Raw genomic sequence first — 16,138 nt, forward strand, 5'->3', positions numbered from 1 at the left:
TCCCTCCTTAAAATTAATCCATATATTATATATTAAAGCTTTTATAAAATATATTAAACTAGATTCACCACATTTAATTAAATTCTGTTATAGAACAGAATTTAATTAAATAATATTACTCTGCATAAACAAGAAAAAAGGCTACGCCCTTTTTTAATTAACAATTGAGAATTGACGATTGACGATTATTGTTGAAAGTCACGGACTTCATAAATATAAAGTTGAAGGTTGAGAGTGGAAAGTTGAAAGTTCAGGTTGAAAATCACAGATTTTCTCTAAATTATATTTTTTAAATTTTAAAATCTTCCTTAGAAGATGTATCCTTGAATTGTCAATCTTCAATCGTCAATTTCTTAAACTCTTGCAACTTGCCACTTGTAATTTTTCACTTATTAAAGTTTTCAATTAAAAAATCTATATATTTTAATAGTTATTAAAGTTATCCACAGATTCGAAATTTTATAATATCCTACTAAAGTAAAAAAATTCAACTTATATAAGTTGAATTTTTTATAATATATATCTTATAAATAATAAAAATAATTGCTTTTATTTAAAACTTTATTTTAGTCCAATCTAGTTGTTTAATTGTTTCTTCAACAAATTCTAAACTCATTTTTGGATGAATTGTTTCTTCATGCGCTATAGTTATAGTAGACATTGCTATAGCAAAAGTCACAGTATCATCTAATGATAATTTGTTCATATATCCATATGCTAATCCTGCCACAAATGAATCTCCAGCACCTGTAACATTTTTAACTGGTACATTATTTGCTTTGAACTTACCTGCTTCTTTACCATTAGAGAAGTATATTCCATCCTCATCTAAACTTATAAATACATTTTCAACTCCTAAATCATGAAAATATTGGGCTGCTGTTTTTAAGTCATTATCATTTCTTATTATTATTCCACTTAAAACTTCAGCTTCATATCTATTTGGTTTTATAGTATGAAAGTGTTTTATTAAATTTCTTATATTTGCTGCTTTACAAGCCGATACTGGATCTAAAACAAATTTTGTTTTTCCTTTAAATTTAGTTAATATGTATTCTAATATCTTTGGATTATCTGCATCTAACAATGTGTATTCTGCATTTTCAATAATCTCTGCCTTAGAGTCAATAAATTCAGGAGATAGTCTATTAATACTTTCCATATCAACTACTGCTGATATCATTTCTCCCTTTTCATCTAATATAGCCAAATATGTTGGTGTAGTTCCGTCTTTAAGCATTAGGGATTCTTCCATGTTATATCCAACAATCTTTGAATGCTCAAGCATATTTCTTCCTTTTTCATCATCACCCAAAATAGATATGAATTTAGTGCTAACATCAACTCTTGCCATATTTTCTGCAATGTTTCTGCACACTCCACCAAAAGACATTTTTATACTACCTGGTGTAGAGTTACATTCTCTATACTTAGACCTGCAAAATCCAAATATATCTACTATTGATGCACCCAAAACCAATGCATAACCTTCATTACTCTTTTCCATAAAATCTCCGCCCTCCAAAATATTAACCCTTTTATTTTATCATATTTTGAGATTTTTTGAAGTATTAATGTCGAATTTCTCCGATTAAGACACATGGAAGAAAATAATAAGCCAAAGGTGCCATGTATATTTCACATTAGACAAGGAAGTGATACTAGTTCATAGTAACCAATTAAGCTTTATTTTTACACAAAAATAGAACTTAGAATCATTTAAGTCTAAGCTCCGAAATAAATAATTTATATATTAAATTATAAACTACTCAATATATATATTTATCAATTTTTGCTTCTTCTTTTGATGCTTGTTCGATGTTTTGATAATCTTTAACAAGAATTCCTTTACCAATAAAATAATCACATATTTCTGGTAAACTCAAATAAGTTCTTTTTTGATTTTTAAAATAGTCTAATGAAATATCAAGTTCAATTATTGCATTATCCTTTGTTAATACATTGATGTAAAAAGGATCTCTTAAATAGGGCATATATGCAGTAGGTGCATATGATGTTAGTGTAAATGTTTTAGAAACATCCATTACTTTTCTTTTATATACAATACTTATTTCTTTAATATCCTGATAAAAAATTACCTTTTCGGAATTTTTCTCATTACCGCATAGTCCTTCTAATAATCTTTTTACAGATTGTTGATAACTATTACTACTAACATACATAATTTTATCTTCATCCATTGTCCAATAATTAAAAAAACTATTTAGATACAGTGGATAATATATAAATATAACTAGAGAAAAAAGTACTATAGCTGTTAGAATAGTATAGGTAATCGACTCAGTTACTAGATAACCAATGAATCCAAAAACAACTCCAATTAGCAAAGAAAATAACAGTGGTGTTTTGTTGATTCTTCTCCCTGCAAAAAATGGTAATTCAAGTCCTTTTTCATTTATTTTGTGATTCAGCATATATATGTTCCTCCTTAAAATAAATATATAATAAACTCTTTTTTATTTAATAATTAAGTCTATATTTTTTAATAAAAAATCATCTCTACTTTTTAAATAAAAGTTTTAAAACTCCATATTATTGATCTAATCTCCTATTTTCCATATGCTTCACTATTTTTAAAAAATTAGTTTAAATTATATAATCTATTCTATTAAAAGCCACAATAAACCTTTTTATATTAAAATATTCTCCTAAAATAATATTTAAGATACTCGCCCTGTCTATTACAAAAGTTACAAATTACATTTTAAAGATGAAACAACTATTTTTCGTGCTAAAACATTTACACACTCTATAAAATCCAATTTTCTATAGAAAATCTCCATATGAACGCCACGATGGATATTATTATCTTGTTCAATAAATTAATTCAATAAAAATACCCCAAAATAAAAAACAGAAAATATCCTTGAAATCTATAAATTTCAAGAATATTTTCTTTAACAATTATTTATAAAAATTAGTTATTCAACAACCTCTTACAGTGTTATTATATGGTCAACTCCAACCGAGTTAAGTGTTGCGTATAATATTGGAAAGCATCCTATAGTAGCCCCGTCTACTAATTTATCATCAATTTCTCTTTCTATAGCACATTTATCACATGCAAGCATAACCATGCCTGTTTTTTCATGAATCTTTTGTAATCTCTCTGCTATTTCAGTCCCCTTAGTCAATAAATAAGTATTATCAAATACAAAAAACATACCTACAACATCTGCTCCATGTATTCCATCTTCTATTTGTGGAATTATCATATCTCTTAATATTGTTCTACAATTATCTGAACTAATAACATATGCAACTTTCATTTTTTTACCCCTCTTCACTTATTATTTATCTACTCTAAAGATCATCTTTGCAGCATCTAATGCTTCCAATATATCCAGCTTAAAATATAATTCTTTAGATATATTCATTTTATTAACCCAAGTATCTAGTTCATTCTCCATACAGAAGAAATTCATGATATTTCAGCAAGTTTTAGCCATTTCCGTGAATTTTTCTGTATTCACATGAAGTATATTTAAGCTACTTGGTTGGCACTCTACCACTTCACCATTATTGATTTCAACAAAAATTTCTTGTCCACATTCACTGCATTTTGAATTTATTTTTATATTTTTATCAAAAGTAAAATGTGATCCCATAGCATCTATTGCACACATAGCAAAAAACTCTCTTCCATCTTCAATTCTAACTCTATGATTAGTCTCTATAGATGAAACTGGATATACAAACTTTATAAACCCATCTTCTTGCCATAATCCTTCTTTCTCTTCAATTGATTTAACTAATTTTTTGACCTCTTTTTTTTCTAATTGAAGTTTATCTAAATATTTATCTATAGAATCTAATTCAAATGGTTGTTTTTCTTCTATGATATAATCCATAAAGAATCTTCTTAGTTTTTCTTCCTTAAGTGACATTTTAGAACATATACTAGCTCTATACACCTCATCAAAATCATAATTTTTAAAACCTTTATATTCATTCATATATAATTCTTTCATTTGTACCTCACACTTAAATTTCTTTATTTTAATAATTTAAAGCTCCCTTTAAAACATTTGTAAGATTAATTTTATATTCATTATATTCATCTGATTCTCTGTCTCTAGGTCTTGGGAGGTTTACTTTTAAATCCTTTAAAATTTTTCCTTTATCTGTTGACATAACGATAACTCTATCACTCATATATACAGCTTCATCAACATCATGTGTAACCATAATGACTGTTGTCCTATCCTGTATCCAAATTGACTCTAACTCTTCCTGAAGTATTTTTCTCATTTGAAAATCAACAGCACCTAATGGTTCATCCATAAGTAGAACCTCTGGCTTACATGCTAGAGCTCTTATAACAGCCGTTCTTTGCTTCATGCCACCAGATATTTGGTGTGGATATAAATGCTCATTACCTTCTAGATGAGACATTTCTAGCAACTCCTGTAATCTGTTATTTCGTTGTTCCTTATTCATTTTTTGCTGCTTCATTGGATACAGTATATTATCCTTAACCGTCATCCAAGGAAAAAGTGCATAACTTTGAAATACAAATCCTCTATCTGGCCCTGATTTTTTAACTTCTTTACCACTTACTAATATTTTTCCACCTGTAGCTTGTTGAAATCCAGCTATTATTGTTAATAGTGTAGTTTTACCACAACCTGATGGTCCAAGTAATGATATAAACTCACCTTCTTCAACTTGAAAACTTATATCCTTTAAAACTTCTTTTACTTTTTTATTATTTTTAAATACCTTACTTATATTTTGAATATCAACTTTCATTACTTTACATACCTCCATTTAGTAAGGCTTTTGTTTAATAATTGTAGTGTTCTATCTATTAAGAATCCTACAATAGCGGCTAAAAACATAAGAGAAATCAGTGAATCTGATTGCATTCTTACTTGAGCCTCAACCATAGAGTAACCAAGACCGGCACTCGTTGCTATGAACTCTGCTCAGATTACAGACATCCATCCACTACTTATTGCTATTCTTGATCCAGTTAGTATATCAGGTATAGATGCTGGTAAAATAACATCCTTAAATATACTAAAATAACTTGCTCCCATACTCCTAGCAGCATGATAATAATCTGGAGATATATTCCTTACTCCTTGAATTGTATTAAGTATTATTGGGAATATACCTGAAAAGGCTATTAAGAATATAGTAGGTCCATCCCCTATTCCAAACCATATTATAGTTAATGGTACCCATGCCATAATAGGAACTTGTCTTATAGAATCTACTATTCCACCTATTAATTTATTGGCTAGCTTGGATAATCCCATAAGAAACCCTAGTGGCAATCCTATAATTAATGCCCACACAAATCCTCTTAAAACTCTACTTAAAGTTATTGATATATTAGTTATAACTTCTTTATTTTGAATGTTTTCAACAAATCTATCAAAAGTAGCCTTAGGTGTTGGCAATAATAAAGCACTATCATAATAATTTGCTGCAACTTGCCATGCTATTATAATGGCTATAAATAAAGCAATTTTATATACTAATTCTTTTAAATTCTTTTTATCTATAATCATTGAATTTTTAGAAACTCCACTTTCCACTTTTTCCATAAGTTTGCCTCCTTTTCTGAAAATTCTCCTGTATTATATATAAGCTTTATAGCATGAAATAACTTATTATAATCATTATTGATTTCATCTACTCCGTCATTATATATTTCTATAAAATTACCAAACTCTTTTGACTCCCTAAACTTCTTATTAACTACCATTACATATGAAATATATTCCCCAATAATTTCATATGCCCCCTCATCATATCCATTTAAAAATGTAGCATTTTTTGCATCTATAATTACCCCATCTACTTCCCCTTTTTCAAGTACATAGGGCAATATATTATGAAGTGTAGGAACTATTTCAACTTGGTCTTTAAATTTCTTTTTTATTATTTCTGAATCTTTAATTCTCTTCTGACTTACTGCTATTTTTTTTGGATTATTTTTGTTTAAAATAAGAACATCTGAATTTTTTACTATAGGTCCAACTACTTCAAACTCCTGATTATTTTTAATAAACTCCTCAGCTGCATCACTACAAAGCAATGCAACTTGAAGAGAATTAGAACTCAATGCCCATTGAGCATTATTGCCTCAGCAATCATTCATTGTAACACCATCTATATCTTCCACCATGGTATTACTTAATTTTTTTTCTTCTATAACATAATTTATAACAACTCCTGAAGCATCATTTCCATATGCAACATTTAGCTTGTTGTTATTTTTTCCATTATCCTTTGGTGTAAAAACAAGTAATAATACTACTAAAACCCCAATAATAATAAAAATTAGTTTATTTATCAATTTCATTAGCTTTTGTTTTCCAGTCCTCGTAGCTCATTCCTAATGGGAAAATAGGATCTACTTTTTCTTTTATATATTGATCAAAATCTTCAACTTTTAACTCATCTAATAATTGATTATCTACAACGTCTTCATACTCAACATTTTTATCCACTGATCCTATATCTTGACGAGCTTTTATTTCTCTCTTAGCATCTTCTTCATCCATTTTCCAAGTTATTGTTCTGCCTATTGTAGCTGTCTTTTTATATATAGTCATTAATCCAACTTCTTCTGGTACCTTGTAAGCTTCAGCAAACATTTTTGATGATTGAACTGGATGCTCGTACATAAACTTTATTGCTTCTACGTGAGCTTGAACTAATTTTTCAGCTAACTTCCTATGTTCTTTGACGAAATTTTTATTTAATGTAAAAGCACAGCATAGTCCCATATCTCCTTCTGGTCCAACATACTCCTTCATTATTTTTCCCACTTTTTCATATTCAGCCATAGAACCCCATGGATCACATGCTGTATATCCTTTTATTTGTCCTGATTTTAATGCAACATAGGAATCCTGTATACTATTCATATTAATAGCATCATAATTAGACCCCTCTACAGGTATGTTAAGTTCTTTAGCCATAGTTGCCCATGATAAATCCTCTTCTGGTTTAGAACCTATTCCTAATGTTTTTCCTAAAAGATCTTTTGGTTCATTAATATCATTTGACACAACTAAATAATAAGATCCACCCTCATGATTATTAGCACCAATAACTAAAGGAACATTATTTTTAGGTGAATTTAATACATTACCTATTCCTATATATCCAGCATCCATTTGCCCTGCTGCCATAGCCTGAGGAACCTTTCCATTACCAGTAAGCTCAACCTTCAATCCAAGCTTGTCATATATACCAGCTGCTTTAGCAATAGGTGCTGCTGTCATATGATCACAGTTATAATATCCAACCTTTATTGTGTAATCGTTATCCTCAGATTCTGCTGAATCTTTTTTTCCACATCCACTTAATGCTCCTAGTGAAACAGTTACTACCCCTAAAATCAATAATAAATTTTTTAACTTCTTATTCATATGTACCTCCTAAAATTTTTTTCATGAAATTTTTATATTAATTAATTTTAATATTAGCAACAATCATTCATATCTTCCCCAAATAAATCTATAACTTTATCATTTTCTAGCCTATAAATACCATATCCCACTGCGCCATTCTTTGACCCAGATATAATAAATTCTATTGGATCTTTGTCGTCTATATCTTTAAATTGAATACTTTGATTTTCTATTGGTGCCTTGTGAGAATTGGATAACTTAAACTCATCTTTTTCATTATTTATTGCAACAACCATTTCATTATTATTATAACGAGTATAAATTACGACAATATCTTTAAGACCATCTCCATTTAAATCCTCTTCTTTAGCCAATAAAATCTCTGCATCAGGTATCTCATTTTCAAAAAACTCTAATAACTTACTATTTGAAACCTGTATTTTTTTATCGCCTTTATTATTGGATTTATCACATGCTGAAAGCACACATATACTAGTAATAAGAATAAAAGCAACTGCTAATTGTCTCATTTTAAATCTCATTATTTTTCCACCTTCATTTTGTGATTTAGATATTTAATTCTTAAATCTTTCCATATTGCAATAACGCCTAATACAACTATTCCTATAGTACATATTACCTTCATCCAATGTGGAAAAGTTATTATAAACTTATTTGCTGTATTTACTGAATGATTTACCTTATCAAAATCCATTACTGGTTTAAAGTTAGGCAATAATATCATATTTGCTACATATCCTCCTATAAGTGAACCACCAGTTATTATAGAGAAATATATTAATACAGCTTTTTTCCCAATTATCTTATACAAGCTTAAAAGTTCTGGCAAATTTGTTGCTGCTCCTGCCATAAGAAATGTTATAGCTACTCCTGGTGCAACCCCTGTAGCTATTAGTGCTGCTATGAATGGTATATGTCCCACCGCACAAACATACATTATCCCAGCAAGTATAGCTACCCCTCCTAGCGATATCATACTAGGATCTCCAAGTATTTTTTGAATACTATTATCTTGAGCTATGGTTAAAATAAATCCTGCTAAAACCATACCTAAAACTACATATTTACTCACTACCATGGCCAAATCCGTAAATGCCCAATTTATGCCTCTTTTTATTTTTTGAATTACCGATGGTTTGTCCTCTTCTAATTCAAACGCGCCTTGTCCATCAAAAGAGTTATCTAAGCACACTTCGCTTCCTGAAAAATTATTAGCTACTATTCCAACTATAATTGCAAGAGTAAGTCCTGTTATTATATATATAACTGTTAGTTTTGGTCCTAACAGTCCGTAACATAAAATTATAGCTATTGGATTCATAACTGGATTAGCTGTTAAAAAAGCAAGTGTAGGTCCTAAATATGCACCTGAATAATACATGCTTATAGCTAATGGAAATGTACCACAACTACAAACAGGTAATAATAATGATGAGAATATACTTTTTAATATAGATGAAAACTTTTTATTTCCTAACATTTTTTGAAATTTTTCTGGTGATACTAAATTTTTTAAAGTTCCTGCAAGCAGAAAACTAATTATAAGCCAAGATGATGAGCCATTTAAAATGTTCACCGATGATAATATTGATTGTTCTATAAATTCATAAATCATATAATTGCCTCTTCAAATGCTTTCCTTATAGTTTCTTTTGATATATTATCTATTTTCTTTCTCTCATTAATTATCAATATACTTTTCATAACTGGCCCATATTTTTTTATATAATCAAAATCTTTTCCTACCTTATATATCTTTACATTTACCCTGTCTCTATATTCTTTTGCTAGTCCTTCAACGAAGGATGTATAAACATTGCATCATGCACATGCATTTATAAATTCTAAAAACCCTTTTTTCACGTATTATCCTCCCCTGTCTACATTTTTCTTCTTAAAAATACATTCCCCGTACTTATGGTAAAACAGTTAGGTATATTTTTCTACTATTTACATCATTTTTAATTATAGTTATTTTCTATATATATTCCATCTTCTATATTTTTTTTCTATAACCCGTACTTAATTGTTAATTTTCATAAATAAATAAATGCTTTTATATAAAATAAATAAAAGCACTACCTCATAACCTCTAGTAATTTCTTCAACAAAAATTACTAGATCCATTATAAAGTAATGCTTTTATTTTATAAGACTTAAGTCCCCTATTATAGGTGTGACCATAATATAAAAATTCTAGGATAAATTGTTTTTTACATATTCCAGTGCTACATTTTTAAATCCATTTTTATTTAATATACTAATAGTTGCACCTATTATTTCATAACTTGATGTGTTTTTATTTCCTAATTGTGAAATAGATTTTTCAATATCTTTTGAAATAATTTCTAAATCACTTGAATTTAATTCACCTCTAAATTCTTCTGATGCATTTTCTATACTCACCTTTGTTTTATTTATATTAAACTCTTCTCTTCTTCCATCTTTTTTTATAACCATCATAAGTTTTCCTCCTAAAATTCATAAAATATAATAGTATGAATATAATTATTTTTTTAATTATATTCTATATTCGCTTAATTTTCAAACATTTCTTAATTATATGTATTTTCACCTTATTAATACAAATATTTTTCTGTCACAATTAAATATATTTGACAATATACTTATAAGGTAAATACTTTACTTTAAAGGATGAAGATTTTATGGGATTTTTTTCAGCTTTTTTATTAGCCTTTGCAGCAAGTCTAGATAGCTTAGCTGTTGGAGTGGTTTATGGGTGTAATAAAATAAAAGTTGGTTTTAAAAACCTTACCATAATTTCAGCAATAACTGCACTTGGTACATTTTTAGCAATGATTTTAGGATATTTTATATCTAGTATAATTTCTGAAAGTGTATCTAATATAATAGGTGCCTTATTGTTAATATGTTTAGGTATATGGTTTTTAATTCCGGTGTTTAGAAAAGAAGCATCTGAAAAAAATGAAATCAGGAAAACAAATGATGTACATGTTTATAAGGATATCTTAGATAATCCTGAACTTGCTGACTCTGATTCATCTCACACAATAGACACTAAAGAATGTGTGTATTTATCAATAGCTCTTAGTTTAAATAACTTAGGAATAGGTATAAGTGCTAGTATTTCCGGCATAAACCCATTTATTGCAACTTTATTAACTTTTTTTATAGGAATGATATTTTTTGTTTGTGGAATGTATTTTGGTAGAAAGTGCTTCTCCAAAATATTCGGCAAATATTGCAATTTAATATCCGCTTTATTAATAATTGTTTTAGGTTGCATTGAACTTTTATTTTAAACTAAAATATAATTAACATTTAACATTGTACAGCATATAATATATTAAAATTCCTCTTTTCTTAATTTTTATGTTATGCTTCTGCTATTCTCATTTATTTACTTTAACACTCCTTTAATCAAATTAAACTTTAATTTTACTAAAATAGTTTTGAAGTTTTTGTAGCTAATATCTTTTTAGCTACTTTTTATTTTTATATTTTTATTTTATGTTATTTTAAAAAAACTATGAAATCATAATTTAAAATCTTAATTTCATAGTTTAGCAATCCTTATTATTAAATTATTACATATTATTTTGTAGATTTAGCTATTAAAAATTTAGTGCTTATACCCTCTTTAGTAAACATATCTTCATGTTCAGTTGAAACATTTCCTTTAAATCCTGATTTATGTAAATCATATGTTATATATGTTATTACAAAACCACTTTGAGTAAAATATTCTTGAGAATCTCTGAATAATTCGTCATCATCTGTTTTAAACCAGATTTCTCCACCTGACTTTAAATATTCTCTATACTTCTTCAAAGAACTAGTATGTGTTAATCTTCTTTTTTTATGTCTTTTTTTAGTCCAAGGATTACAAAAATTTATGTAAATATGAGATATCTCATTTTCTTCAAATACATTCTCAATTAAACCTATCTCCTGAGACATTATTTTAACATTATCAATTTCTTTTCTATTATTCTCTTCAAATGCTTTTTCTATATGTCTTTTAGCTAAAACTAAAACTTCATCTTTTATATCAATAGCTATATAATTTTTGTCTGGATTTTCTGCTGCATGAACAGCTACAAATGTTCCTTTTCCACACCCTAATTCTAAATATATTGGGTTATTATTATTAAATAGTTCACTCCATTTACCCTTATATTCAGGTGGGTTTACTAAAAACATATTTGACCCTTCAAGCTCTGGTCTTGCCCAAGGTTTTCTTCTCATTCTCATATTCTTCACTCCATTAAGTTTTATTTCGAAATCACGTACTGATTATTATATCATTTTTAGCATTAACTTTTCTACATTTATTAATGTTTACATGAAAAAGCATTGCAAAGATATTAACTCTACAATGCTTTTTTATTTTTACATATTCTAAAATTATTTTTGTTTTACTTCTTTAAATGTGATCCAACCTCTTTTAGATATATATCTCATATAAGTTACTAATCTATATATAGATGCATTTATTTCTTCATTATACCTTTTAGCCATAATTTTTGAAATGTCATAAATACTTTTTTCACCATCTATAGCTAACCAAGCTTGTGAACACATATCATCAAGTTCAACATCACATGAAGGTGATTTTTTTACAAGCCATGATGCAAACTTTTTTACTGGATCATTAACTTTAAAATAAAGAGTAACTTTACCATCCTCTACTTTCCATTCATTATGTTTTATCTCTGGTACATACATGGCAAAATTATATCTATCATTCATACTAATTTACCTTAACTGCAGTATCTTTTTTGCAAGCTACTTTATATATCCATACTGCTAAAACCATAAACATAATAAATGCAAATAAGTTGCTTTGAGTTATACCTGATAAAATATTCTTACCAAATCCTATATCAATACCTATAGTTGCAAAAATAGCTATAACAATTCCCATAAGCGCATCCCCTGCAACTAATCCTGATGCTATAAGAATACCCTTTTCAAGTGATTCTTTTTTACGATCTTCTTCTTTCTTAAATTTCTTCTCAACTAATACTCTTATTATCCCACCAGCTAATATACCTGCATTCAATGTTATTGGCAGATAAATTCCTAGTGCAACAGGTAATATTGGTATTTTAGCTAGTTCACAAAATACTGCTATTGCAGCACCTATAATAACTAGTGTCCAAGGTAGTTTCGCTGTCATTATTCCATCAACTATCATACTCATTAATGTAGCCTGTGGTGCTGGTACAGCTTGACTTCCTATTCCATATGCTTTATCAAGCATACTTATAACTAGTGCTACAAAAACAGCTGATATTGCTATTGCTATAAACATACCCATTTGTACTTTCTTTGGAGTTCCACCGATTACAAAAGTAGTTTTTAAACTTTGGGCAGTTCCTCCAGCTACAGCTATAGCTACACATACAATCCCACCAATTAGTATAGCTTTAACCATACCATCTGTACCTATATTTCCTGTTAATTTTAAAATTGTAGTTACAAATAATAAAGTTGCTATTGTCATACCTGATACTGGATTATTTGACGCCCCTATTATTCCTACCATTCTTGCTGAAACTACAGCAAAGAAAAAACTAAATATAACTGCAAGTAAACCACCTATAAAACCAGCTCTGATTGTAGGCATTAACCAAGTTAAAGCAAATCCTAATGCAGTTGCACCTATAACCCATGTAATTGGTGCTTCTATATCCATTCTCTTTACTTCGCTTACCCCTTCACCTTTTCCCATTCCAGACATAGCTTTTTTAAAACTACTTATAATGGTTGGAATAGATTTTGCAAGAGATATAAATCCTCCCATTGCAACAGCTCCAGCACCTATATATTTTATATAGTTTGACCAAATTTCCATAGATGACATATCCGCTATAAGTTTTGCCGATGGAAATACTGGTGATATTAATCCTGAGCCTAAAAACTTTATAAGAGGTATAAGTGCAAACCAGGCAATAACAGAACCTCCAAACATAAGAAGAGACGCTTCAGTACCTACTATAAATCCTACCCCTAGTAAAGAAGCTAAAGTATCAAATCCCATCATAGTTCCTTGATAACTTTTAAATATATATGTGGCTTGTTCTCCCCATAATGCAAAACCACCTGAAAATAGCTTATATCCACTACCTACACCAAGCCCAGTAAGTACTGTCTTAAACCCTCTTCCACCTTCACTTCCTGTAACAAGAACTTCTGCTGCTGCCATAGATTCTGGATATACAAGGGTTCCATGTTCCTCAACTATTAAAAATCTTCTAAGAGGGGTAACAAAAAATATACCCATCATACCCCCGATTATAGTTATAATTACAACTGTCCATATACTTAAATCAAGTTTCCACAATATTATAGCTGGTAATATAAATATTACTCCTCCAGCTATAGATTCGCCCATAGCAGCTAATGAAGCTACCATATTGGCTTCTAAAATATTATTTCTTCTAAAGATTCCTTTTAGTATACCTGTAGCTAATATAGCTCCTGGTATACCTGCTGATATAGTTAGTCCTATTTTTAATCCTAAGTAAGTATTAGCAGCTGCAAATAGACATGCAAATATGATACCTAAAATTATAGAATATCCTGTAGTCTCTGGCATAACCGCCGATGTAGGTACAAAAGGTATATAGTCTTCCCCTTTACAATTACCATACGCATCTCTTGATAATTTTTTCGATTCTACATCCATACGCAACACCCTCTTTTTATAAAATTAAAAGACTTGTAATATTGTATATTACAAGTCTACATTATATTTATATTATTATTTTAATTTTTTAGAACCTTATTTTATATTCTCTAAAAGAGCCTTTAAGAAGTTCCAAATAGTTGCTACTGATTCTATATTCATATGTTCATTTGGAGTATGAACATCTGCTAAATCTGGTCCAAAGCTTATCATGTCTGTTCCTTGCATTTTTTCCATTAATAATCCACATTCAAGTCCAGCATGTATTGCACTTACTTGTGCTGCTTGTCCAGTTACTTCTTTATAGACATTTACACACAAATCTCTGATTTTCGAATCAGGATTGTACTGCCACTCTGGGTATTCTGATTCAATTTCAACTTTTGCTCCAACTAATTGAGCTAAGTTGTCAAGTTTATCAGATAAAGCATATTTTGAGCTTCTAACAGCACTTCTTATAGCCGCTACAAATTCAACTGATTCCCTAGAAGTTGATATAACACCTACATTTAAACTAGTTTCAACTAGTCCTTCTATATCGTTGCTCATAGCTTGAATTCCATCTGGAATTAAGTTTAATAAAGATATAAGTTTACAAGTTGTATCATTTGTTAAATGCTCCTCAACTTTAGCTATATCAGTTGCTACAGCAGAAACATCTTTATCTTGAACTCTTAACTCATTTTTAAATGTAGCATCGAACTCTTTAACTAATGCCTTAACTTTTTCTACATCTTTATCATTTAATGTTATTATTGTTTCACAGTGACGAGGAATTGCATTATGTTTTGCTCCACCATTTAAGGATGATATGTTAAAGTTAACTTCTTTACTTATTACATATAATAATCTTCCCATTAACTTATTAGCGTTTCCTCTTTGCTTTATTATTTCCATTCCTGAGTGACCACCTTTTAAAGCAGTTACTTCTAATTTTAATGTAGTATTTTCATTTTTCTCCCAATTACATGGTAAATAAACTTTCTTTGTTATTCCACCAGCGCAACTAACTAGAAAAATCCCCTGTTCTTCTGAATCTATGTTTAATAATATTTTACCTTTAAGATCTTTTGTATCTAAAGCCTCTGCTCCACCCATTCCAGTTTCTTCATCTGTAGTAGCTACAAATTCTATTGCTGGATGATGCATGTCTTTAGAATCTAGAAGAGCTAGTCCATAAGCAACAGCTATTCCATTATCAGCTCCTAATGTTGTATTAGTAGCATATACTTTTCCATCTATTATTCTTAATTCTAGCGGATCTTTTTCAAAATCATGATCGCTATCACTAGTTTTTTCACAAACCATGTCCATATGTCCTTGTATTATAACAGTTGGAGCATTTTCATATCCTTCTGTTGCAGCCTTCTTTATTATTACGTTTAAAGCCTTATCTTGGATTACTTCTAAATTTCTTTCTTTTGCAAAATTAACTAAATAATCACTTATCACCTTCTCATTTTTTGAACCGTGAGGTATTTGGCATAATTCTTCGAAAAACTTAAAAACATTTGTTGGTTGTAAATCTTTTAATACTGACATATAAAATCCCTCCAAAATAATATTTAGAATCTTAAGATAATTATTTATCTTTATACTTTCCAATGTAATACATTTTACTCTCTTAATATTACTATGTCTCACCTAATATTTCAAACATTTTTAATAAGTTAAAAGTTCTACAAACTTAAGATTTGGTATTATTTAAACGTTTTCTATTTTCACGCAAAAAAACCGTTCAGAATATCTGAACGGTTTTGGTGGCTCACCGGGGGATCGAACCCCGGACACCATGATTAAAAGTCATGTGCTCTACCGACTGAGCTAGTGAACCATAAATAACCTGGCAACATCCTACTCTTCCACACAGTCACCCATGCAGTACCATCGGCCCTCTAAAGCTTAACTTTCCTGTTCGGTATGGGAAGGAGTGTGACCTTTAGAGGCATCATTACCAGATTCTATGAAAGATTGCTCTTTCAAAATTACACATAGATTTTTATTTGGTCAAGCCCTCGACCTATTAGTATGAGTCAGCTGAATATAT

Annotated in this window: 17 protein-coding genes, 1 tRNA gene and 1 rRNA gene; 1 reads left to right on the forward strand and 18 read right to left on the reverse strand. The window is 29.2% G+C overall.

Annotated elements, in window-relative coordinates:
• Positions 1 to 553 precede the first annotated feature (553 nt).
• The 12 genes from BM119_RS18075 to BM119_RS18135 form a co-directional block, all read right to left on the reverse strand.
• Positions 554 to 1,507, reverse strand: coding sequence for a carbohydrate kinase family protein (locus BM119_RS18075; RefSeq protein ID WP_090043116.1), 954 nt, complete (start codon positions 1,505 to 1,507; stop codon positions 554 to 556).
• 262 nt (positions 1,508 to 1,769) lie between these two features.
• Positions 1,770 to 2,435: a hypothetical protein gene (locus BM119_RS18080; protein WP_090043117.1), complete on the reverse strand. Its 666-nt coding sequence runs from the start codon at positions 2,433 to 2,435 to the stop codon at positions 1,770 to 1,772.
• 522 nt (positions 2,436 to 2,957) lie between these two features.
• Positions 2,958 to 3,290, reverse strand: coding sequence for a DsrE-related protein SaoD (gene saoD, locus BM119_RS18085; RefSeq protein WP_090043118.1), 333 nt, complete (start codon positions 3,288 to 3,290; stop codon positions 2,958 to 2,960).
• Positions 3,291 to 3,311: 21 nt separating this feature from the next.
• A complete protein-coding gene (saoL, locus tag BM119_RS18090; protein WP_238493471.1) occupies positions 3,312 to 3,992 on the reverse strand; it encodes a MerB-like organometallic lyase SaoL in 681 nt (226 codons plus the stop codon).
• Between the two features lie 28 nt (positions 3,993 to 4,020).
• Positions 4,021 to 4,773 carry an ABC transporter ATP-binding protein SaoA gene (gene saoA, locus BM119_RS18095; protein ID WP_090043120.1) on the reverse strand — a complete coding sequence of 251 codons (753 nt, stop codon included), beginning with the start codon at positions 4,771 to 4,773 and terminating at the stop codon, positions 4,021 to 4,023.
• A complete protein-coding gene (gene saoP / locus BM119_RS18105) occupies positions 4,773 to 5,576 on the reverse strand; it encodes an ABC transporter permease subunit SaoP (protein ID WP_239591056.1) in 804 nt (267 codons plus the stop codon). Before saoP ends, saoA begins: the two co-directional genes overlap by 1 nt.
• The gene (gene saoB / locus BM119_RS18110; RefSeq protein WP_349817851.1) at positions 5,537 to 6,337 is read right to left on the reverse strand and encodes an ABC transporter substrate-binding (seleno)protein SaoB; all 801 of its coding nucleotides are present in this window, start codon (positions 6,335 to 6,337) and stop codon (positions 5,537 to 5,539) included. Before saoB ends, saoP begins: the two co-directional genes overlap by 40 nt.
• Positions 6,321 to 7,412: an ABC transporter substrate-binding subunit SaoX gene (gene saoX / locus BM119_RS18120; RefSeq protein WP_090043125.1), complete on the reverse strand. Its 1,092-nt coding sequence runs from the start codon at positions 7,410 to 7,412 to the stop codon at positions 6,321 to 6,323. The genes saoB and saoX overlap by 17 nt, the downstream gene beginning before the upstream one ends.
• A 53-nt stretch (positions 7,413 to 7,465) precedes the next feature.
• Positions 7,466 to 7,936: a Cys-Cys-COOH (seleno)protein SaoC gene (gene saoC, locus BM119_RS18125; protein ID WP_090043126.1), complete on the reverse strand. Its 471-nt coding sequence runs from the start codon at positions 7,934 to 7,936 to the stop codon at positions 7,466 to 7,468.
• Positions 7,936 to 9,030, reverse strand: coding sequence for an efflux transporter SaoE (gene saoE, locus BM119_RS18130; RefSeq protein WP_090043127.1), 1,095 nt, complete (start codon positions 9,028 to 9,030; stop codon positions 7,936 to 7,938). The genes saoC and saoE overlap by 1 nt, the downstream gene beginning before the upstream one ends.
• Positions 9,027 to 9,278: a thioredoxin-like (seleno)protein SaoT gene (gene saoT / locus BM119_RS20075; RefSeq protein ID WP_242948466.1), complete on the reverse strand. Its 252-nt coding sequence runs from the start codon at positions 9,276 to 9,278 to the stop codon at positions 9,027 to 9,029. The genes saoE and saoT overlap by 4 nt, the downstream gene beginning before the upstream one ends.
• Before the next feature lie 333 nt (positions 9,279 to 9,611).
• Positions 9,612 to 9,878 (reverse strand): ATP cone domain-containing protein, encoded by a 267-nt coding sequence (locus BM119_RS18135; protein ID WP_090043128.1) that lies wholly within the window; start codon positions 9,876 to 9,878, stop codon positions 9,612 to 9,614.
• Between the two features lie 203 nt (positions 9,879 to 10,081).
• Between BM119_RS18135 and ytaF the strand changes: the two genes are divergently transcribed.
• Positions 10,082 to 10,699: a sporulation membrane protein YtaF gene (gene ytaF, locus BM119_RS18140; RefSeq protein ID WP_090043129.1), complete on the forward strand. Its 618-nt coding sequence runs from the start codon at positions 10,082 to 10,084 to the stop codon at positions 10,697 to 10,699.
• Between the two features lie 292 nt (positions 10,700 to 10,991).
• Here ytaF and trmB read toward each other — a convergent pair whose 3' ends face one another.
• The 6 genes from trmB to rrf form a co-directional block, all read right to left on the reverse strand.
• Positions 10,992 to 11,651, reverse strand: a complete 660-nt coding sequence (trmB, locus tag BM119_RS18145) for a tRNA (guanosine(46)-N7)-methyltransferase TrmB (RefSeq protein WP_090043130.1) — start codon at positions 11,649 to 11,651, stop codon at positions 10,992 to 10,994.
• Positions 11,652 to 11,804: 153 nt separating this feature from the next.
• A complete protein-coding gene (locus tag BM119_RS18150) occupies positions 11,805 to 12,149 on the reverse strand; it encodes a PqqD family peptide modification chaperone (protein WP_090043131.1) in 345 nt (114 codons plus the stop codon).
• Position 12,150: 1 nt separating this feature from the next.
• Complete coding sequence (locus BM119_RS18155) at positions 12,151 to 14,091, reverse strand: OPT family oligopeptide transporter (RefSeq protein ID WP_090043132.1); 1,941 nt, start codon at positions 14,089 to 14,091, stop codon at positions 12,151 to 12,153.
• A 96-nt stretch (positions 14,092 to 14,187) separates the two neighbouring features.
• Complete coding sequence (locus BM119_RS18160; RefSeq protein ID WP_090043133.1) at positions 14,188 to 15,633, reverse strand: aminoacyl-histidine dipeptidase; 1,446 nt, start codon at positions 15,631 to 15,633, stop codon at positions 14,188 to 14,190.
• Positions 15,634 to 15,849: 216 nt separating this feature from the next.
• Positions 15,850 to 15,925: transfer RNA gene (locus BM119_RS18165), tRNA-Lys, on the reverse strand.
• A gap of 7 nt (positions 15,926 to 15,932) precedes the next feature.
• Positions 15,933 to 16,050, reverse strand: a 5S ribosomal RNA gene (gene rrf, locus BM119_RS18170).
• Positions 16,051 to 16,138: the final 88 nt, after the last annotated feature.

Origin of the sequence: Clostridium frigidicarnis (assembly GCF_900111985.1) — a bacterium.
Classification (GTDB): Bacteria; Bacillota; Clostridia; order Clostridiales; family Clostridiaceae; genus Clostridium_Z; species Clostridium_Z frigidicarnis.

Coding starts and splice junctions, on each gene's coding strand:
- BM119_RS18075 (WP_090043116.1), bottom strand. CDS start 1,507: ATGGAAAAGAGTAATGAAGGTTATGCATTGGTTTTGGGTGCATCAATA.
- BM119_RS18080 (WP_090043117.1), bottom strand. CDS start 2,435: ATGCTGAATCACAAAATAAATGAAAAAGGACTTGAATTACCATTTTTT.
- saoD (WP_090043118.1), bottom strand. CDS start 3,290: ATGAAAGTTGCATATGTTATTAGTTCAGATAATTGTAGAACAATATTA.
- saoA (WP_090043120.1), bottom strand. CDS start 4,773: ATGAAAGTTGATATTCAAAATATAAGTAAGGTATTTAAAAATAATAAA.
- saoX (WP_090043125.1), bottom strand. CDS start 7,412: ATGAATAAGAAGTTAAAAAATTTATTATTGATTTTAGGGGTAGTAACT.
- saoC (WP_090043126.1), bottom strand. CDS start 7,936: ATGAGATTTAAAATGAGACAATTAGCAGTTGCTTTTATTCTTATTACT.
- saoE (WP_090043127.1), bottom strand. CDS start 9,030: ATGATTTATGAATTTATAGAACAATCAATATTATCATCGGTGAACATT.
- BM119_RS18135 (WP_090043128.1), bottom strand. CDS start 9,878: ATGATGGTTATAAAAAAAGATGGAAGAAGAGAAGAGTTTAATATAAAT.
- ytaF (WP_090043129.1), top strand. CDS start 10,082: ATGGGATTTTTTTCAGCTTTTTTATTAGCCTTTGCAGCAAGTCTAGAT.
- trmB (WP_090043130.1), bottom strand. CDS start 11,651: ATGAGAATGAGAAGAAAACCTTGGGCAAGACCAGAGCTTGAAGGGTCA.
- BM119_RS18150 (WP_090043131.1), bottom strand. CDS start 12,149: ATGAATGATAGATATAATTTTGCCATGTATGTACCAGAGATAAAACAT.
- BM119_RS18155 (WP_090043132.1), bottom strand. CDS start 14,091: ATGGATGTAGAATCGAAAAAATTATCAAGAGATGCGTATGGTAATTGT.
- BM119_RS18160 (WP_090043133.1), bottom strand. CDS start 15,633: ATGTCAGTATTAAAAGATTTACAACCAACAAATGTTTTTAAGTTTTTC.